Annotated in this window: 14 protein-coding genes; 10 read left to right on the top strand and 4 right to left on the bottom strand. The window is 60.0% G+C overall.

Translation table 11 applies throughout. The features are described from left to right. Positions 1 to 172: 172 nt before the first annotated feature. The 4 genes from ACJO5Y_RS13920 to ACJO5Y_RS13935 all read left to right on the top strand — a co-directional run bounded on the left by ACJO5Y_RS13920 (position 173) and on the right by ACJO5Y_RS13935 (position 3,892). Positions 173 to 478, top strand: coding sequence for a hypothetical protein (locus tag ACJO5Y_RS13920; protein ID WP_406987992.1), 306 nt, complete (start codon positions 173 to 175; stop codon positions 476 to 478). Next, positions 475 to 1,278, top strand: coding sequence for a PhzF family phenazine biosynthesis protein (locus ACJO5Y_RS13925; protein WP_406987994.1), 804 nt, complete (start codon positions 475 to 477; stop codon positions 1,276 to 1,278). The genes ACJO5Y_RS13920 and ACJO5Y_RS13925 overlap by 4 nt, the downstream gene beginning before the upstream one ends. 94 nt (positions 1,279 to 1,372) lie before the next feature. After that, the gene (locus tag ACJO5Y_RS13930) at positions 1,373 to 2,554 is read left to right on the top strand and encodes a BaiN/RdsA family NAD(P)/FAD-dependent oxidoreductase (RefSeq protein ID WP_406987996.1); all 1,182 of its coding nucleotides are present in this window, start codon (positions 1,373 to 1,375) and stop codon (positions 2,552 to 2,554) included. A gap of 57 nt (positions 2,555 to 2,611) precedes the next feature. Beyond that, positions 2,612 to 3,892 (top strand): MgtC/SapB family protein, encoded by a 1,281-nt coding sequence (locus ACJO5Y_RS13935; protein ID WP_406987997.1) that lies wholly within the window; start codon positions 2,612 to 2,614, stop codon positions 3,890 to 3,892. Between the two features lie 20 nt (positions 3,893 to 3,912). Here the strand turns inward: ACJO5Y_RS13935 and alkB are convergent, their stop codons facing one another. Then, positions 3,913 to 4,581, bottom strand: coding sequence for a DNA oxidative demethylase AlkB (alkB, locus tag ACJO5Y_RS13940; RefSeq protein ID WP_406987998.1), 669 nt, complete (start codon positions 4,579 to 4,581; stop codon positions 3,913 to 3,915). An 80-nt stretch (positions 4,582 to 4,661) separates the two neighbouring features. Between alkB and ACJO5Y_RS13945 the strand changes: the two genes are divergently transcribed. The 4 genes from ACJO5Y_RS13945 to ACJO5Y_RS13960 are packed head-to-tail and all read left to right on the top strand — an operon-like array spanning position 4,662 to position 11,632. Beyond that, the gene (locus ACJO5Y_RS13945; protein ID WP_406987999.1) at positions 4,662 to 7,535 is read left to right on the top strand and encodes an HD domain-containing phosphohydrolase; all 2,874 of its coding nucleotides are present in this window, start codon (positions 4,662 to 4,664) and stop codon (positions 7,533 to 7,535) included. A gap of 47 nt (positions 7,536 to 7,582) precedes the next feature. After that, positions 7,583 to 8,353 (top strand): co-chaperone DjlA, encoded by a 771-nt coding sequence (gene djlA, locus ACJO5Y_RS13950; protein WP_406988001.1) that lies wholly within the window; start codon positions 7,583 to 7,585, stop codon positions 8,351 to 8,353. Further along, positions 8,350 to 9,759: an amidase gene (locus tag ACJO5Y_RS13955; protein ID WP_406988002.1), complete on the top strand. Its 1,410-nt coding sequence runs from the start codon at positions 8,350 to 8,352 to the stop codon at positions 9,757 to 9,759. Before djlA ends, ACJO5Y_RS13955 begins: the two co-directional genes overlap by 4 nt. Next, positions 9,752 to 11,632, top strand: a complete 1,881-nt coding sequence (locus tag ACJO5Y_RS13960) for a sensor domain-containing phosphodiesterase (protein ID WP_406988004.1) — start codon at positions 9,752 to 9,754, stop codon at positions 11,630 to 11,632. The genes ACJO5Y_RS13955 and ACJO5Y_RS13960 overlap by 8 nt, the downstream gene beginning before the upstream one ends. Here ACJO5Y_RS13960 and ACJO5Y_RS13965 read toward each other — a convergent pair. From ACJO5Y_RS13965 to ACJO5Y_RS13975, 3 genes are read right to left on the bottom strand one after another with little or no spacing between them, the layout of a single operon-like run. After that, complete coding sequence (locus tag ACJO5Y_RS13965) at positions 11,624 to 12,400, bottom strand: pseudouridine synthase (protein ID WP_406988006.1); 777 nt, start codon at positions 12,398 to 12,400, stop codon at positions 11,624 to 11,626. The genes ACJO5Y_RS13960 and ACJO5Y_RS13965 overlap by 9 nt on opposite strands. Next, positions 12,397 to 15,468 carry an efflux RND transporter permease subunit gene (locus tag ACJO5Y_RS13970; RefSeq protein WP_406988007.1) on the bottom strand — a complete coding sequence of 1,024 codons (3,072 nt, stop codon included), beginning with the start codon at positions 15,466 to 15,468 and terminating at the stop codon, positions 12,397 to 12,399. Before ACJO5Y_RS13970 ends, ACJO5Y_RS13965 begins: the two co-directional genes overlap by 4 nt. Before the next feature lie 5 nt (positions 15,469 to 15,473). Then, on the bottom strand, positions 15,474 to 16,556 hold the full coding sequence (locus ACJO5Y_RS13975; RefSeq protein WP_406988008.1) for an efflux RND transporter periplasmic adaptor subunit: 1,083 nt from the start codon (positions 16,554 to 16,556) through the stop codon (positions 15,474 to 15,476). Positions 16,557 to 16,871: 315 nt separating this feature from the next. Between ACJO5Y_RS13975 and ilvG the strand changes: the two genes are divergently transcribed. Together ilvG and ACJO5Y_RS13985 are read left to right on the top strand one after the other, a co-directional pair. Further along, a complete protein-coding gene (gene ilvG / locus ACJO5Y_RS13980; protein ID WP_406988010.1) occupies positions 16,872 to 18,572 on the top strand; it encodes an acetolactate synthase 2 catalytic subunit in 1,701 nt (566 codons plus the stop codon). After that, positions 18,569 to 18,847 (top strand): ACT domain-containing protein, encoded by a 279-nt coding sequence (locus tag ACJO5Y_RS13985; RefSeq protein ID WP_406988011.1) that lies wholly within the window; start codon positions 18,569 to 18,571, stop codon positions 18,845 to 18,847. The genes ilvG and ACJO5Y_RS13985 overlap by 4 nt, the downstream gene beginning before the upstream one ends. Positions 18,848 to 19,065 lie beyond the last annotated feature (218 nt).

The following is a 19,065-nucleotide window of genomic DNA, read 5'->3' on the forward strand; positions in this document are numbered from 1 at the left end:
ATCCTGCCAAACCTGAGACACCGACGGGCAGTACAGATGGCCCGGATTCACACCGGTACAGATACCTTCATAAACCATCTGTACCGGTTCAAAAACAGATTATCTGAATCTGTTATGGAAGTCAGCCAGGAAAGACAATGGAATCATCGCCACAGGAAGAAGGAATTTCTCCATGAACGCATTGAACAGGGCCCTGCCCCACAACTTTACCCCGCCCCCGCGCAGCAGCACGAAGGATCTGCTGGCGCTGAACCACGTACCGGCCACGCCTGTTACGCTGAAAGGCATGCGGGCAACCCTGCAATGGCTGGACGATCTTGGCTTTCGGGTGGATCGGGAACAACAGGATCACTGGGTGGTCACCCACACCCGTCCCTTGCCGGAACTGCATTTTTACAGTGAAATCGAACTTGAACGGTTTGCCACCGGAAAAGCCCACCACTACGCTAAACGACTTCTCAGGGAGACATGCCAATGAGTTATCCAATTTATCAGGTAGACGCGTTCACCAGTAACCTGTTCGGCGGCAACCCCGCCGCCGTCATGCCGCTGGAAGAATGGCTCGAGGACGAGACGCTGCAGGCCCTCGCCCTCGAAAACTATTTGTCGGAAACAGCCTACTTCGTGGCGGAGAAAGACGATCCCGAAGTGGACTTTCACATCCGCTGGTTTACGCCGGGCGCCGAAGTGCCCCTGTGCGGCCATGCCACCCTCGCCAGCGCCTGGATCATTTCCAACAAACTGGGCTGGGAGAAAGACACCGTTCATTTCCGGTCAAAGAGCGGCATCCTCGGCGTTCGCCAGGGCGATGATGGCTGGCTGACCCTGGATTTCCCGCGCCTGGACTGGCAGGAACAGCCCACACCGGAGCTCGTCAAACAGGCTCTGCCGGACGCTCCCGATACCGCTCTGTATGTACCGAATGACACCAACTACCTGATCGTCCTGGAGTCAGAACAGGCGGTGCTTGATGCCAAGCCGGACCTACGGCTGCTGAAGCAACTGGGCAACCAGGGCCTGATCGTCACCGCTCGGGGCAAGGACTGCGATTTCGTCAGTCGCTATTTTGCGCCGGGTGTGGGCATTGATGAGGATCCGGTGACCGGTTCCATTCACAGCGTACTGGTTCCGTACTGGGCCGAACAGCTGGGGGGCACAACGTTCAACGCCAGGCAACTGTCCGCCCGCGGCGGCGAATTGCGCTGTGAACTGAAAGGCGACCGGGTCGATATCTCCGGCCAGGCCGCGTTCTACATGGAAGGTCAGGTTTACCTCTGACCGTCCAGTTCAGGGACGCACCGCCGTACCCGGCAGACGTCGCCGACGCCAATCCGTATAATCTCCGCACCTTTTAACGGATTGCGGTTATACCATGGCTTCAGACTACGACGTGATTATCATCGGTGCCGGGGCGGCGGGCCTGATGTGCGCCGCCACCGCGGGTTATCGCGGGCGCCGGGTACTGGTGCTGGACCATGCCAACAAACCGGGCAAGAAGATCCTGATGTCCGGTGGCGGGCGCTGTAATTTCACCAATCTGAACAGCACCCCCGCCAACTTTCTTTCGGAGAATCCCCATTTCTGTATCTCCGCCCTGAAACGCTACACGCCTCAGCATTTTCTGGAACTGGTGGAACGCCACGGCATAGAGCACGAAGAAAAGGCGGCCGGGCAACTGTTCTGCCGGGACAGCGCCAAGGACATCCTCAACCTGCTACTGACCGAGTGTGAATGGGCCGGCGCCGAGATTCGCATGAAAACCCAGGCGCGAAATATCGTCGCAACATCCGACGGTTACCAGTTGGATACCGGCTCAGGCACCCTGAGCTGCGAATCCCTCGTGGTCGCCTGCGGCGGCCTGTCCATTCCCACCATGGGGGCCACCGGCTTTGGTTATGACATCGCAAAGCAATTCGGACTTGAGGTGCTGCCAACCCGTGCGGGCCTGGTGCCCTTCACGCTCCATCCGGAGCTGAAACAGCAACTCGCGCCCCTGTCCGGCATCAGTTGCCCGGTGGATGTCAGCTGTAACAGTGAGCACTTCCGGGAACCCATGCTGGTCACCCATCGCGGCCTCAGCGGGCCGGCCATGTTGCAGATCTCCAGCTTCTGGGAACCGGGTGACGCTCTCTCCGTCAACCTGCTGCCCGCCTGCCAGATTCGGGAAGACCTACTGTCACTGCGCAAGAACAAACCGCAATCCAACGTTGGCCAGTACCTCGCCCAGCACCTGCCCAAACGGTTCGCCCAGGCCTTCAATGACCTCCATGGCTGGACCGGCCCTCTGCAGGGATACAAGAATACCGATATCGACCAGGTCGCTAGCACCCTCGGCCAATGGTCCATCAAACCCGCCGGCACTGAGGGGTATCGTACGGCGGAGGTGACCCTCGGTGGTGTGGACACGCGCCAGCTGTCCTCCAAAACCATGGCGGTGCTGGACCAGCCCAACCTGCATTTCATCGGCGAGGTGGTCGACGTGACCGGGCACCTGGGAGGGCATAATTTCCAGTGGGCCTGGGCATCGGGTGTGGCGGCGGGGAATAGCGCCTAGACTCTACAGATATACCCGATTCTGACGAGTCGACCAGTTCAGCAACCGAGTACACGGATGGAAGACGTAGCCAGTCAATTCTTCGACACGAACCAAACCACACTCAATCTGGCCATTGCCTTGCTGCTGGGCGCCATCATTGGCCTCGAAAGAGGCTGGGGAGCCCGGGAAAGAAAAGCGGGGGAGCGTATCGCAGGTATTCGCACCTTTGCCCTGATAGGGCTTTTAGGGGGCGTTGCTGCGGTATTGACCGAGGAAGTTACCGAGTGGGCGTTTCCGGTGTTGCTGGCAAGTGTAGTGGCTATGGCGCTGGTGGCGTATAGCGAACGAATGGCACATATTCGCGACTTCAGCATTACCGGCACCGTGGGCATGGTCCTCACATTCTGTTTTGGCGCCATTGCCGTAGCCGTCGACCCTGCCATTGCGGTCGGAGCGGCGGTTATTACCGCCATCATTCTCGACAACAAGCAGTCCATTCACAACGCGCTGAGCCAGCTGAAATCCCACGAACTGGATGCTGCCCTGAAGCTGCTGTTGATTTCCCTGGTCATGTTGCCGCTATTGCCCAACGAAGGCATGGGGCCAGGTGGCGTGCTGAACCCCTACGAAATCTGGTGGCTGGTGGTGTTGATCGCATCCATTTCATTTGTCGGTTATTTTGCCATCCGGTTGGCCGGCATGAGCAAAGGCATTCTGTTTACCAGCCTGTTTGCCGGCCTCAGTTCATCCACGGCGCTGACGCTCCACTTTGCACGTCAGGCTTCAACGGCGCCCAATCTCAGCCCTCAGTTTGCAAGCGGTACGCTGATCGCCTGCGGTACCATGTTTCCACGCATTCTGGCGTACTGTGCACTCATTAACCCGGCACTACTGCCCTCGCTCCTGTGGCCGGTGATCGTGATGTCAGTCCTGCTTTATGGCCCTGCATGGCTGATCTGGAAACGCCATGAAAGCCGCCTGGACGTACCGCAACCGGAACTTACCCAAAACCCACTGGACCTAAAATCCGCCTTCCTGTTCGGGTTGCTGCTGACGATTATCCTGCTGCTCGGGGAATATCTGCAGAACTGGTTCGGGGAAGCCGGCGTACTGGTTCTTGCGGCCACCTCGGGGATTGCCGACGTGGATGCCATCACGCTGTCGCTCACCCGCATGTCCCTTGAGGCGATTTCAATGCCTACCGCCGTCATCGGCATCGTGATAGCCGCCGCAGTGAACAACCTGGTCAAGGCGGGCATGTCCGGCAGCATTGGCGGGAAGGAAATGGGCCTTTTGGTCGGAGCGCCCATGGTGATATCTCTCCTGGTGGGGCTCGCCGTTGCCTGGCTGCTGTAGTATTACCGACACTACGTTTGTCAGCGGGCACGCCGGAAAGTGAGGTTGTACCTGAACTCCCCCGTCAGCGGATGCTGTCCCGGTTTGAGCCGAAGAACCCCATGATAGTTCATCCGGGCCGAGCGACCCCACACCACCACATCGCCACTGGTCAGCGTGGTATTTACCGGGCGGTCGCGGCGTCTGGCGCCACCCAGTTGAAATGTTGCCGGAACCCCGAGTGATACCGACACGATGGGCTGGGTGAAATCCTTCTCGTCCTTGTCCTGGTGCAGGCCCATTTTAGCGCCGGGTTGGTAACGGTTGATCAGGCAGGCATCCGGCTCAAAGCCGGGATAACCCGCCCCAGTTGCCGCCTCCCGCGCCAGATCCCGAAACACCTTCGGCATCGCTGGCCACGGCTGGCCGCTGCCGGGATCGGTATGCTGGTAGCGGTAGCCCGAGGTATCCGTCACCCAGCCCCACTCCCCGCAACAGGTCATCGCCACGGACATGGTACGACCACCCGGCGTCCGCATGTTCCGGAAAGGCGCCTGTTCGGCAATACCGGCAATGGCAGCCAGCAGCGCTTCCTCCCTTTCCAGCGCGAAATGCCGCAGGACAACGGCATCGTCAACAACGGCCTCGGTCCAGGGGTCCTGAGACTCCCCGGCAAACAGATCAGGAGTTATAGAGAGAGACTTTTTCATAACATTCAAAGAAAAAACGCGGTTCAGGGTCTACCTTTCTACTATCGGAATACGTTCTTCCTGGCCTTCAAGGATCATTGATGTCAGCCAAACACCAGTCGGCCCAGGTTTCCCTGGCTTTCCTGATTGCGTCGGCGATTACCCTGGGCATGCTCATTCTGACCATTGTACTCGTTGGTCAGAGTTTTCGCGGTATGGAATCGGCCAAGATCACTGCCGCCAGCGCCACCGCAAAACAACTGGCGGTCAGCGTCGACGACCGCATTCGCGCTATCACAGGGCCGCCGGCGACAGCACTGGCCGTTCTCAGCCATGACCCACTCGCCAGGACCGACAACCTGGAGCAACGGCTGGCCCGTTTACCGGTCATTGCGGACATCCTGACCAGCAGCGATATCGTCAGCGCCGTATATGCCGGCTACAGAGATGGCGACTTCTTCCTGCTGCGAAAAGTCCGCGAGAGTGAAGTTTCCCGCTTCCCCAACGCACCACCGAATACCCGGTTCCTGCTACAGACCATTACCCGGGACAGCGAAGGCGGTCGCAATCCGCAGTGGCACTTCTATGATCAGGACCGGACCCTGATCTCCCGCCAGTCTCCCGAAACCTATGAATTCGACCCACGGGGCCGGCCCTGGTATCAACAGGCCAGGCAATCCGGCATCACCGAGTTAACCGATCCCTATGTGTTCTTCACCACCCGTGAGACCGGGCTGACGCTCTCTCGCCGGGCCACAGTTGATGGCGACAGCGGCGCGGTGTTCGGTGTGGATGTCACGGCATCGGACCTCAGCCAGCAACTGGCTCAACTGCGACACACACCGGGTACACAGATTGGCATTGTGAATCATGAGGGGGCGGTTCTTGCCTATTCCATCACTGATCAGTCTCTCAGCACCGACACTACCGAGGCAGGGCCGGTCCAGGTCGACAACCTGCCCCATCCAGCATTGGCGGATGCCATGGTCCATGCCCGGACGGAAGGCGGAAATAACGGTGTCAGCCGCTACACCTCGGCGGACCGGGACTGGTATGGCATGACCGAACCACTGGCGTCGCTCGACGGAGAGGGCCTCACCATTGCGGTTGCCATTCCCGCCGATGAGCTGCTGGCCGACGTTTGGAGCGCCCTGTCACGGCAAACCATGGTGGCCGGCACCATTGCCCTGATGCTACTGATCATTGGCTGGCTGCTGGGCCGCCGGGTCGGGAAACCCCTGGAGCGGCTGACCGACCACGTCAGCTCGTTGTCCCGTTTCCGCTTTGATACCCCGATCAAGGTGGATTCCCATATCCGTGAAGCCCGGCAACTCAGTGTGGCGCTGGACGACATGGCCAGCGCCATTCACAGCTTCCAGAACATCGCCACTGTCCTGAACCGGGGGCAGGACCTGAATACCCTGCTCCGCGACATCCTCGACCAGATTGTTCACATAGTCGGCCAGAACCGGGGCGCTATCTACCTGTTCAGCCGGCAAAACAGCGAACTGACCCTTGCCGTCGACAGAGATCTCCATCTGCCGACCACCATTACCGCTGTGACCACCGATGCGGATGACAGCGACATCATCAAACACCTGCGCCGGCACCTGCCCGGGCACCCTGTGTTCGCCATTCTCCGCAACCGGCGGAAACAGCTGATCGGCGCCATGGTTATTGAAATGGAGCACGGGGATCATACCCACCTCAGCGACGATTTGATTGTCTTCGTCGATGAGATAGCCGGCTCCGCCGCCGTCGCCATTGAAACCCGCGAGCTGATCGAAAGCCAGCAGGCCCTGCTGGAGGGCATTATTCGCCTGGTGGCCAATGCCATTGATGCCAAGTCACCCTACACCGGCGGCCATTGTGACCGGGTCCCCAAGCTGGCCCAGATGTTGGTCAATGAAGCGGAGAACAGCACCGAAGCGCCGTTCCGCGATTTTCAGCTCAATGAAGAACAACGCTACGAATTCCACCTTGCCGCCTGGCTGCACGACTGCGGCAAGATCACCAGCCCCGAATACGTGGTGGACAAAGCCGTCAAACTGGAAACCATCCAGAACCGCATCCATGAAATCCGCACCCGCTTCGAGGTGCTGCACCGGGATGCCGACATCGCCTGCCTGACCGCCATCCTGGATGGGGAAAACGCAGACCAGGCCCGTCAGCAGCGGGATCAGACGCAGCAGACCCTGCAGGAGGAATTTGCGTTTATCGCCAAAGCCAATATTGGTGGCGAATTCATGGATGAGGCCGACATTGCCCATATCCGGAGCATTGCCCTGCGCCCCTGGCAGAGACATTTCAGCGACCGTATCGGCCTTTCCAGTGATGAGCGCCAGGCCCTGAAAGGCGCCCCCGAGGAAAACCTGCCGGCCACCGAAACGCTGCTGGCCGACAAGCCATCACACCTGCGCGAATGGGGAGATCAGGTGCCGCCGGTGCAAAAGGATGATCCCCGCAATCGCTGGGGATTCGATATGGCATTGCCTGAGTATGCGTTCAACCGGGGAGAAATCCACAACCTGACGATTGCCAAAGGCACCCTGACGGACGAAGAACGATTCAAGATCAACGAGCACATCGTTCAAACCATATGCATGCTCGACGCCCTGCCCCTGCCCGACCGTCTTGCCAATGTGCCGCACCTCGCCGGCACCCATCACGAGCGAATGGATGGCAAAGGCTACCCCTGCAGGCTCACCAGTGAAGAGATGGGTATTCCCGAACGCATTATGGCGGTGGCCGATGTGTTCGAGGCGCTGACGGCCGTTGACCGCCCCTATAAGGAAGGCAAAACCCTCACCCAGGCTCTGACCATCATGTCGCGCATGGTGGACGAGGGCCATATCGACCGGACCGTGTTCGAGCTGTTTGTGCGGTCCGGAACCTACCGGCGCTATGGAGAACAACACCTTAGGCCAGATCAAATTGATGAGGTTGATGAAAGCCAGTTCATGAAACCTGACTGAAAACCCGTATACTTTGCGACTGATCTATCGTTTCTGAAGGGATATCCATGCTGTTTGCAATCATAATTGGTGGTCTGATCGGGTACGCGTTCGGCAAATTCCCCGGCTTTCTTATCGGCGCGGCCCTCGGCGCGTTTCTCATGCAGCGTCTGAAAAGCCGCCTGCTGGGCAAGCTCCAGAACATACAATTGGGCTTCGTGGACTCGGTTTTTGCCGTCATGGGCGCCCTGTGTAAAGCCGACGGCGTTGTCAGCCAGGATGAAATCCAGATGGCGGAATCCCTGTTCGTGCGCTTCCGGCTGTCGGAAGAACAGAAAGCCTCCGCCAAGGCCGCGTTCAACCGGGGCAAGGAACCGGACTTCGACCTGGAGGCCGAGTTGAGTCACTTCCTGCGGATCAGTGGCGGGCAGCCGGCATTGCTGCAGATGTTTCTCCAGGTGCAGGTATCCGCAGTCGCGGCCGATGGCGTGGTGCATCCCGCCGAACATGAAATGCTGGTGCGAATCGCCCGCGGGCTGGGACTGCCGGAAAGCCAGGTGGACCAGTTGGAAGCCATGCTTCGCGGCGCCCACGCCGGCCAGGCTGGCGGTGCACGCCCCTCATCGGCACAACAGGTCGACGACGCCTACAAGGCCCTTGGGGTATCCCCCTCCGCCAGCGATGAGGAAATCAAGAAAGCCTACCGCAAGCTGATGAGTGAAAACCATCCGGACAAACTGGCAGGACGCGGGCTACCGGAAAGCATGCGGGAAATGGCCGAAGAGCGGACACGGGAAATCAGCCATGCCTACGATGTCATCAAGGACGCCAGAAAATGACCATGCGGGAACAGCCAGACAGCATCCATGCCTTTCAGGACGATGCCCTGGGCCATCACGATGCTACCGCGCTGGCTGACCTGATTCGCCGGGGCGAGCTGTCTGTGGCCGACGTCACCGCTGCGGCCATCGCCCGTGCACGCCAGGTTGAACCGTTTATTCAGGGCATCGCGTATGAGGCCTTTGACCAGGCCCAGAATCGCACGGCAACCGGCGGCTTTTTCTACGGGGTTCCCACCTTTATCAAGGACAACACCGATATTGCGGGCATGCCAACCCGCCATGGTTCGGAAGCCGTGCCATCCCGGGCGGCGACCAAAACCAGCCCGTTTGCAGAGCAGATGCTGGCCCAAGGTTATGTGTGCCTCGGCAAGAGCACACTGCCGGAGTTCGGTTTCAACGCTTCCACCGAACACGCCAGCGCACCACCGTCACGAAATCCCTGGAACCTCGCCTATTCCACCGGGGCCTCGTCCGGCGGCTCCGCTGCGCTAGTGGCCGCGGGCGTGGTGCCCATAGCCCACGCCAACGACGGTGGTGGCTCCATTCGGATACCCGCTGCCTGCTGTGGTTTGATCGGCCTGAAACCCAGCCGCGGCCGCCTGGTGGATAATGAAGCAGCCAAATCCCTGCCCATCAATATCGTCAGCGACGGCGTAGTGACCCGCAGCGTACGTGATACCGCCCGCTTCTACGCTGAGGCGGAAAAGCACTATCGCAACCGCAAGCTGCCCCCCATAGGCATGGTCGAGGGGCCGTCGCAGCGTTCCATGACCATCGGCCTGGTGCTGGACTCCATCAACGGTCATGCCACTGACAGGGCAACCCGCGAGACGGTAGAGCACACCGCGCGCCTGCTGGAGAGCATGGGGCACCGCGTTGTACCGATGGATGTGCCCATCGCGTCCTCGTTCCCGGACGATTTCGCCCGCTACTGGGGCATGCTGGCGTGTGGCGTCAGGGCCAGCGGCAGGAAACTGATGCACCCGGAATTCGACAAGTCGCGGGTGGACAGCCTGACCAAGGGGCTCGACAGAATGTTCCGCCGACAGCTCCACAAACTCCCGGCCACCCTGTGGCGGCTTCGCCGCAGTTACCATGACTACGCAAGGGCAGTCGCCGGCTTTGACGCCATTCTGACCCCGGCCCTCGGCCACACCACGCCGGAAATAGGTTACCTGAATCCGGAGCAGGAGTTTGACACCCTGTTCGAGCGCCTCACCCGCTATGTCAGCTTCACGCCTTTGGCAAACGCCACCGGAGCCCCGGCGATCGCTGTTCCCATGGGGCAAACCGACAATAACCTACCGGTCGCAGCTCACTTGATGGGTCGCCACGGCGGTGAACAAACTCTGCTAGAGTTGGCGTATTCGCTGGAGGAGGAATATTCTCTCTACTATGCATGAACACTCAACCTTTGTGAGTTATCACAAGGCCCTGATGGAGCTGAGTCACAATTCCGGCTTTATCAGGCAACAAAGACACCACAAGCTTTCAGCATTAGCGTCCCTTTGTGGACGCCTGCTGGAGGTGGAAAGAGTGAGCGTGTGGTTCTTCCCTCCGGAGCGGGACCGGATTACCTGCGAATGCCTGTATGACGAACGCAATGTGCCTGAAGCCCGCCAGCAAAGCATTGCCTCCGTTGAGGAGGACCTGAGCCCCGTCAACCTCTATCGCTCAGACCATCCCGGCTATTTTCAGGCGATCGTCGAAGAAAGAATTCTGGCAGTCAATGACGCTCGCAACGATCCCCGAACCTCCAGCTTCAATTCGGATTACCTGCCGTCGGTCGGGATTCACTCCATGCTCGATGCTCCGATATTCGATGGTTCCCGCCTCAGCGGCGTGGTGTGCCTGGAAGCCTGTCATCCGAGGGAGTGGACACTGCCGGAGCTCTCGTTTGCCGTTTCCATTGCCGACACTATCAGTCTTATCAACACCCATGATGCGTGGATTAATTCAAAAAGAGCGCTGGATTTCATCTCCCGGTTCGACACGCTCACGGGGCTCGCCAATATTGATTCCCTGAAGGATCGCGTGATTCACCTGGCGGAAAAAATCCACCGGCGCAAAACGGGCAGCCTGGCGCTGATCTGGGTCGACGTGGACCGCCTGAAAGCCATAAACGACGGTCTGGGACCGCAGGCCGGCGACAGCGTTATTGCGGAGATTGGTCAGCGTCTCAAGGCACTGCGTCTTGAGGGCAAGGACCTGCTGGCCCGAATCGGCGGCGATGAGTTTGCAATACTGATCCGTCACCACACCCAGGCAGACGTCCTGAACGACACGACAGACCGTATCCTTCTGGCCATAGGACAACCCATCCGGGTGGCAGGTCAATCCCTGAACATCAGCGCCAGCCTGGGCATCTGCCATCTCCCGGAAGATTGCCTGGAACCACAGGAACTGCTGCGCGGCGCGGAAGCAGCCATGTACCACGCCAAAAACCTCGGCCGGGCACGGGCCACCGTTTTTGATTCCGCCATCCAGGTCAGCGCCCAGTCGAGATTCGCCCTTGAGCGAGAGTTGCGGGCAGCCATCAGCAGTGACGCCCTGGATGTGTTCTACCAGCCCATTGTGGACCAATCGGGAGAAAAGATGGTGTGCATGGAAGCCCTGGTACGCTGGAATCACCCGCAGCGGGGGTGGCTGTCTCCCATAGAGTTCCTGGACATTGCCCGCGGCAGCGACCTGATGTACGCCCTGGGCGAATGCGTACTGCGCAGGGTTTGTGAAGACTGGTCCAAAGCGGATTCATCGGGGATTCAACTCCCCATCATCTCGGTCAACCTGTCTGCCGAACAGGTACTGACCATCGGCCTGCCTGACCGCATAACAGAGATATGCGCCAAGCAACGGATGCCGGTCAGTGCACTGCAGTTTGAAGTCACCGAGGACTCCATCCAGGGGGATTTCAACACCCTGGCCGGCGTGCTGGAAACCCTCGTCAAAGCCGGAGCAAAGCTCGCCATTGATGACTTTGGTACCGGTTATTCCTCGCTGGCGCGACTGAAGAGCCTGCCGTTCTCTCATATCAAAATCGATCGGTCATTTATCAATCATCTTCCCGATGACGAAAACGACTGTGCGATTACCCTTTCCATTATTGGCCTGGCCCGCGGGCTGGGGCTGTCTGTGGTGGCCGAAGGCGTGGAGACCGAGGCCCACGAACAATGGCTGATTGAAAAGGGATGCGACTTTCTCCAGGGCTATTTATACAGCAAGCCCCTGCCGTTCCATGAACTGATGGAACGTTATTTTTCGGCTGAGTTACGCTGAATTTCCTTCCAGGCCGCTGAATGCGCCGTCGTGCTGATCACAAAACCCGGGGAACAGCTCAAGCGCCCGGATAAAGCTCTGCTCCAGCGGGCAACGGATGCTCATCATTGTGCCCGTGGCCGGGTGTGCAAAGGCAATGCCGGTTGCAGCCAGTAACAACCGCCCTTCACCAAAGCGCTTGGCGAAATATCGGTTGTGGCGACCGCGCCCATGGTTGGCATCACCAATGATGGGATGACTGATGTGTTTCATGTGCCGCCGTAGCTGGTGCTTCCGGCCGGTTTTCGGCTCCAGTTCCACCACGGCATAACGGCTGGTGGGGTAGGTTTCCACGGCCACAGGAATTTCGGTGGTGGCCAGCCGCCGATAGTAGGTCAACGCGTCTCGAACCGGTTGGTCCTGGCCCTTCAGACGCCGGTCTTCAGGTTCCTCTTTCAGGGGGTGATCAATCACACCTTGCTCCGGGGGCCAGCCACGCACCACGGCCAGATAGGTCTTGGTCACCTCACCCGCCATCATTTGCAGGCCCAGTTGCCTCGCCGCCTCCGGATCACGAGCAAACACCAACACCCCGGAAGTCGGCCGATCCAGCCGATGCATCGGATACACATGCTCACCGCCGTTCAACGCCCGCGCATACTGCAGGGCGAACTCAGTTTCATGCCGGTCGATGGGGCTCCGGTGCACCAGCAGGCCCGCCGGTTTGTGCACCACCAGCAGTTGGGCATCCCGATACAGTTCGGTCAGGGGGTTGTGCTCAAACGTCATCGTCTGATGATCCCCCTGACTCTGCGCCCTACCCGGTCGCCAAGAACCAGCAGCGCCGGGGTCAATAGCAAGGTCAGGATGGTCGCAAAGGTCAGGCCGCCGGCAATGGCGCTGGAAAGCTGGGTCCACCACTGGGTGGATGGCGACCCGATACCGAGGGACGGGGTCAGCAAATCCACGTTGATGCCCAGCACCATGGGCATCAGACCCAGTACCGTGGTGATCGCCGTCAGTAATACCGGCCGCAAACGCAGGCAACCGGTTTCCAGTGCGGCTTCGAAGGCCTCAAGGCCGCTCTTTCGCATCTGATTGTAGGTGTCGATCAGGATGATGTTGTTGTTCACCACAATCCCGGCCAGGGCAATAATCCCCATCCCCACCATCACAATGCCGAATGACTGACCATTGAGCAGCAGCCCCAGCAGGACCCCCGCCGTGGAAAGCACGATCGCAGACAGGATCAGGAAGGTCTGATACAGGGAGTTGAACTGGGTCACCAGGATCAGCAGCATCAGCGCGATGGCCACCAGGAAGGCGGTGATCAGGAAGTTGGCCGCCTGTTGCTGGTCCTCGTTTTCTCCGCCCACCGTAACCGTCACACCCTCCGGGGGTTCCGGCATGTCCGCCTGCAGGCTGCGCAGCAATTCATCCACTCGGCGACCGGGTTCAATATCCGATTTGATGGTCACCGTGCGCTGACCATCCACCCGGACAATGCTGCCGGTCTTCTGCCCCGGCTCCAGGGACACAAACTCCGACAACGGCGCCTGGCCACGGCTGGTGTTGATGGTCTGGCGCTGGAACTGGTCCAGTTCGCGCCAGTTGTTCGGCACCCGCACCGCGATGTCCACTTCGTCCCGCACGTCCTCCGGCCGGTACGTTGCCAGGACCAGGCCGTTGGTGATCAGTCGCACGGCACTGCCGACACTCAGAACATCGGTGCCAAAGCGGGCCGCCGATTCACGATCCACCTGCAACTGCCATTCAATGCCCGGCAGGCTTCGGTCGTCTTCAATATCCACAAAACCGCTCATGGCGGACATGCGGTCCTGAATCTGGTTCACGTAGCGGTTGAGCTTCTCACTGTCCATGCTGCTCACTTTCAGCTCCACCGGCTTGCCATCCGCCGGACCGCCCTCCTGCTTGCGAAACTCCAGCTCAATTCCGGGGATGTCCTCGGTACGCGCCCGAAAATCCTCCAGAATCTCGTTTGCGGGCCGCCGGGTGAACCAGTCGGTAAACTGGAACTGCAACACGCCGACCACGTCCGGAGCCATCTGATTGCCCGCACTCACCATCGAACGGGCATAAAGCGCCTTGACCTCCGGCATGCCCTGCAGCCGTTCCTCCACCTCGCGGACGATACTGTCCCGCTCCCATATTGACAGGTCTCCCCTGGCCCGGACCTGCACCTGGGCAGAATCAGGCTCCACACTGGGGAAAAACTCCACGCCGTGATTGAACTTCGCATAACCGGCGTAAATCACAATAATCAGCCCCAGCACGCCCAGCAGTGTCAGGCCGGGACGGCCCAGTAAAGTGGCCAGCACCTTGCGGTAGCCGGCCATCATGACGCCGCCGCCCATGGACTGCCGGGCCCGCTTGCCGCCACTGACAGCCCCCAGTACCGGCAGGAACACCAGCGCCATCAGCAGCGAGGCCGCCAGGCAGATAATCACCGTGGTGGGCAGGAACTTCATGAACTCACCCACCACGCCCGGCCAGAACAGCAACGGCGCAAATACCGCCAGGGTGGTTGCGGTGGAGGCGATGATCGGCCAGGACATGCGGCTTGCCGCCTGTGCCCAGGCGGACCGGACGCCCAACCCTTCCGACAGGTTTCGATCCGCCAGTTCCGATACCACGATGGCGCCATCCACCAGCATGCCGGCCACCAGGATCAAGCTGAACAGAACAACGATATTGAGGGTCAGCCCCATGCCCCAGATCACCAGGATGCCGGTCAGGAACGCACCGGGGATGGTCAGGCCCACCAGCACCGCCGAGCGCGGCCCCATAGCGGCGATGATCACAATGATGACCAGTACAATGGCGGTCAGTACGTTATTCAACAGGTCGCTGAGGATGTCGCGGACTTCCATGGACTGATCCATGATGTAGCGAACATCCAGCTCCTCCGGCAATTCGGAGTCCGCCGCCTCGATCAGCCCCCGAACCTGGGCGATGGTTTCGATGATGTTGGCGCCTGCCCGTTTGGAGACTTCCAGCACCAGCGCGGGCTCACCATTGATACGGGCAAATCCGGTCGGGTCCTTGAAGGTACGCTGCAACATGGCCACGTCGCCAAAGGTGACCACCGTGTCGCCGTCCACCTTGATCGGCATGGACATCACATCTTCAATATTCTCGATCACCCCAGGTACTTTCATCGCCATCCGCCCGGCGCCAGTATCCAGGCTGCCGGCCGCGACCAGCTGGTTGTTGCGGGAAATCAGGGTGGCCAACTGGTCGAAATCAACCCCGTAGCTTTCCAGCACCTGGGGGTCCACCACCACCTCCAGCAGGTCTTCCCGGTCGCCGCCGATGTCGACTTCCAGCACTTCCGGAATACCCTCAATGGCATCCTGAAGCCGCCGCGCAATGGTGATCAGCTCCCGCTCCGACAATGGGCCGGAAAGGCCGACCGACAGCACCGGGAACAGGGACACGTTGATTTCATTCACCCGGGGCTCATCCGCTTCCTGGGGAATCTTGGCGCGGGCGGTATCGACTTTCTCCCGCACATCCTGGAGAGCCTTGTCGGGATCGAAGCCGGCGTCAAATTCCAGCATCACCGAGGCGTGCCCTTCCGAGGAAGTCCCCTTCATTTCCTTGACGCCTTCCAGTGAGCGCAGTTCCTGCTCCATCGGCCGCACCAGCAAGCGCTCACCGTCTTCCGGGCTGATCCCCTCCAGTGTCATGGAGACATAGATCATCGGAATGGTGACATCCGGGTTGGCTTCTTTGGGAATACTATAGAAAGCCGCAATGCCCCCAAGAATGAGGAAGGTCAGGGTCAGAAGACTGGTGCGGCTGCGGTCCATGGCCGCAAGAATCAGTGTGCGCATGCTGTTCAGCCCCGGTTACGCGAGCGGTCAACCGGCTGCACTTCCTGCCCGATGGACACGAAGCCACCACCACGGGTGATCAGGCGGATTTCATCCGGCAGCCCGCTGACCCAGGCGCCGTCGGTGGTCACATTCAGCAAAGTCACGTTGCGGAACACCACCTGGTTATTGTCATCCACATAGCGCACACCCGGACGACCATCGTCCCCAAGGGAAAGGTAAGCCGGCGACAGGAAAGTCGCCCGGGTTTCCGGTAACGCAATCCGTAGCGTGGCGCTGCCACCGGCAACCCGCCGGAGATCCGGGTTTTCCACCGCCACCTCCACAGCGAAGCTGCGGGTTTCCGGGTTTGCGGCGCTCGCAACGAAGCTCACCTCCCCTTCCAGGGAACCGCCATTGAGCAAACGAATGGAAACGCTCTGGCCTTCCGCGACGTCGGCAACGGACTGCTGGGGGATTTGCCCGGTCGCTTTCAGGCGTTCGACCTGGACCAGTTCGAGCATGTCCGTACCCGGCTGAACCAGACTGCCCAGATCCACATGCCGGCGGTTTACGATCCCTTCAAAGGGCGCTCTGGGCGCGAGATCGCTGACGGCCTCCCGGGCCTGCGCCAGTTCCGCGCGGGCGCCGGACAGATCGCTTTCCAGCCCGAGGATTTCCGACTGACTGGCCAGGTTACTGGACCCCAGGCGGCGTGCGGCAGCCAGGTCTGCCTCCAGCTTCCGGATGCGGGCCTGCCACCGGTCCACGCCGGACTGGCGACCATCGTCGGACAGGCGCAGCAGAGTCTGGCCTTGTTCCACACGCTGGCCCTGATCCACCAACAGTTCTTCGACCGTGCCGCTGACGCCGGCGCTGATCGCCACCGTCCGCCACGGCTCCAACTGCCCCTGCAACATCAGGCCCGGTTCATAGAGGCGCGCCTGCAGGGTTTCCACTTCCACACTGGGGAGCTCTCCGCCGGCGGACTCTTCCATGTCCGGCGCTTCCTGTTGCGCCACTTTCACCTCGCCACTGGCCATCCACAGCACAAGTGCGATGATCACCAGTAATGACAACCCAAGGGAGCCCCACCTGCTCTTGCTCATGTTCTTCTCGTTTGTTGCGCATGCATTGAGGAATCAAACGGTAGCACAAAAATGTGGAATCAGGGGTTGCGCTGGCCTCCATTGCCGGGTTAACTTTTCACTATCGTAAACAAAGTTTGAGCAAGCGCACTTATCTCATGAACTTCAACGCTGTAATCGTCCTTGTGAAGCTAGTCCTGGTGGTCGTGGTACCGTCCGGGGGCTTTTGCGTGGACAAGCGGGTGAGATAGCGACAAACCTGACAAGACACCAAGAGCCCCCGGCACCGAAAGGTCCCGGGGGCTTTTTTTTGCGTAAGAAAAAGGGAAAACGACCATGAACGGCGCACAGCACATTCTTGAAGCGTTCCACCGCCACACCATCAGCACGGTTTTCGGTTATCCGGGCGGCTGCATCATGCCGCTATACGACGCGCTGGTGGATGATGTCGGGGTGGAGCATGTGCTGTGCCGCCATGAGCAGGGCTGCGCCCTGGCCGCCGACGGCTATGCCCGGGCCAGTGGCAAGCTGGGCGTATGCATCGCCACCTCCGGCCCCGGCGCCACCAACCTGATTACCGGCGTGGCTAACGCCCACCGGGATTCCATCCCCATGCTGGTAATCACCGGGCAGGTGCCCTCCGGCCTGATCGGCACAGATGCCTTCCAGGAAACCGACGTATTGGGCATGACCCTGGGTATCGTCAAACACAGCTATCTGATTGACGACGCTGACACCCTGCCCGCCATCATGGAAGAAGCCATTGAACTGGCCCAGAGCGGCCGGCCAGGACCGGTATGGATTGATATTCCCAAGGACCTGTTACTCACTGACGTTGCCGATACCTCCTGCTCCCTGTCGGAGCTACAGCCCACCAGCAGCCCGGATTTGACCGAAGCACTGGCCATGCTGCGCACCGCCCGCAAGCCCCTGCTCTACAGTGGCGGCGGCATCAGTCTGGCCCATGCCGAGGACAACTTCCGCGCCTTTGCCGAGTCGTCAGCCATGCCGGCGGTGGTCACCCTCAAGGGGATTGGCAACGCCGGCAAGCACAATCCCTACAACCTCGGCATGCTGGGAATGCACGGCTCCCGAGCCGCCAACAAAGCGGTGGACGAATGTGATCTGTTGTTCGTCATCGGCGCCCGTCTGGATGACCGCGCCACCGGCCAACTGGACGGCTTTGCTCCCAATGCAAAGATGATTCACATTGACGCCGACGCTGCTGAGATCAACAAACTGCGCCCGGCCGATTTGGCCATTCGCGGGGACCTGAACGACATTCTCACGGCATTGACCACCGCCTTGCAGGACAAACCACTGGCCATCGGAGACTGGCGAAAACAGTGCCGTACCTGGCACACCACAGCCGGCTTCCACGCCGCCGACAATGAAGAAGCCCTGGCGCCCATCACCGGCCCGGCGTTTATCCGCCAGCTCTCCCGCGTCGCGCCGGACGACACCGTCATTGCCTGCGATGTCGGCCAACACCAGATGTGGGTGGCCCAGCACTACGAGTTCGACCATCCTCGCCATCATCTGACCAGCGGAGGCCTCGGCACCATGGGCTTCGGGCTGCCGGCTGCCATCGGCGCCCAGTTTGCTGACCGCAACAGCACCGTTATCAACGTAACGGGCGATGGCTCGTTCATGATGAACGCCCAGGAGCTGGCCACCATCCGTCGCTACAACCTGCCGGTCAAACTGATCGTAATGGACAACCAGTGCCTGGGCATGGTCCGCCAGCAGCAGGAGCTGTTCTACAACAACCGGGAAAGCCAGATCAATCTGGACGACAACCCCGACTTCGTGGCCATGGCCCGGGCGTTCGACATCCCGGCATTGCATATTGAACGCACCGACCAGATTCGGCGGGGCATCGAAACCATCCTGGCCTACAACGGCCCAATGTTGCTGCACGTGGCCATCAGCCGGGAAGAGAATGTATGGCCCATCGTAAAACCCGGCGCCAGTAACCGCGAGATGATCGACGAAACCCAGCGCACCAGCACTGCAAACAAGGAGAACGTAGCATGACCCCGCAAGCGGATACCTCAATACCCAGTTACACTCTCAACTGCCGCATGACCCGGGAAACCGCCGCCCTGGAGCGCCTGTGCCAGGTGGTCCGCATTCGCGGGTTCCGGATTGCCCGAATGGCCGTTGAAACCACCGGGGATCATCTCGACATCGCCCTCACCCTGGAGGGCACACGGCCAATTGCCATGCTTCAGTCCCAGCTGTTGAAGCTCCATACGGTGGCTGACGTTTGCCATGAGCAGGTTTCTTTGGTCCGGGCTCGTATGGCCTGACTTTGGGGGATATGTTGTTTGTAGCCTGAGGTATTGGCGGGCAGGTAGGGGGTGGGGGTCTCAAAAGACACCCCCACCCCCTACCGACAGGCAAAGCCGATATCGCTAAAGGCTTCGGCTAATCCAACCTACTATTAATCAACAAATCACTCACTTCGTGAACCCGCCTTGGTATCTCGGCGCGGGGTGGCAGGGGGATTTTTTGCCGGAATAAAGGT

The organism is Marinobacter alkalisoli, from assembly GCF_045449855.1.
In the GTDB taxonomy this organism is placed as follows: domain Bacteria; phylum Pseudomonadota; class Gammaproteobacteria; order Pseudomonadales; family Oleiphilaceae; genus Marinobacter.

Coding starts and splice junctions, on each gene's coding strand:
- ACJO5Y_RS13975 (WP_406988008.1), bottom strand. CDS start 16,556: ATGAGCAAGAGCAGGTGGGGCTCCCTTGGGTTGTCATTACTGGTGATC.
- ACJO5Y_RS13970 (WP_406988007.1), bottom strand. CDS start 15,468: ATGCGCACACTGATTCTTGCGGCCATGGACCGCAGCCGCACCAGTCTT.
- ACJO5Y_RS13955 (WP_406988002.1), top strand. CDS start 8,350: ATGACCATGCGGGAACAGCCAGACAGCATCCATGCCTTTCAGGACGAT.
- djlA (WP_406988001.1), top strand. CDS start 7,583: ATGCTGTTTGCAATCATAATTGGTGGTCTGATCGGGTACGCGTTCGGC.
- alkB (WP_406987998.1), bottom strand. CDS start 4,581: ATGAAAAAGTCTCTCTCTATAACTCCTGATCTGTTTGCCGGGGAGTCT.
- ACJO5Y_RS13965 (WP_406988006.1), bottom strand. CDS start 12,400: ATGACGTTTGAGCACAACCCCCTGACCGAACTGTATCGGGATGCCCAA.
- ACJO5Y_RS13925 (WP_406987994.1), top strand. CDS start 475: ATGAGTTATCCAATTTATCAGGTAGACGCGTTCACCAGTAACCTGTTC.
- ACJO5Y_RS13920 (WP_406987992.1), top strand. CDS start 173: ATGAACGCATTGAACAGGGCCCTGCCCCACAACTTTACCCCGCCCCCG.
- ilvG (WP_406988010.1), top strand. CDS start 16,872: ATGAACGGCGCACAGCACATTCTTGAAGCGTTCCACCGCCACACCATC.
- ACJO5Y_RS13930 (WP_406987996.1), top strand. CDS start 1,373: ATGGCTTCAGACTACGACGTGATTATCATCGGTGCCGGGGCGGCGGGC.
- ACJO5Y_RS13945 (WP_406987999.1), top strand. CDS start 4,662: ATGTCAGCCAAACACCAGTCGGCCCAGGTTTCCCTGGCTTTCCTGATT.
- ACJO5Y_RS13960 (WP_406988004.1), top strand. CDS start 9,752: ATGCATGAACACTCAACCTTTGTGAGTTATCACAAGGCCCTGATGGAG.
- ACJO5Y_RS13935 (WP_406987997.1), top strand. CDS start 2,612: ATGGAAGACGTAGCCAGTCAATTCTTCGACACGAACCAAACCACACTC.
- ACJO5Y_RS13985 (WP_406988011.1), top strand. CDS start 18,569: ATGACCCCGCAAGCGGATACCTCAATACCCAGTTACACTCTCAACTGC.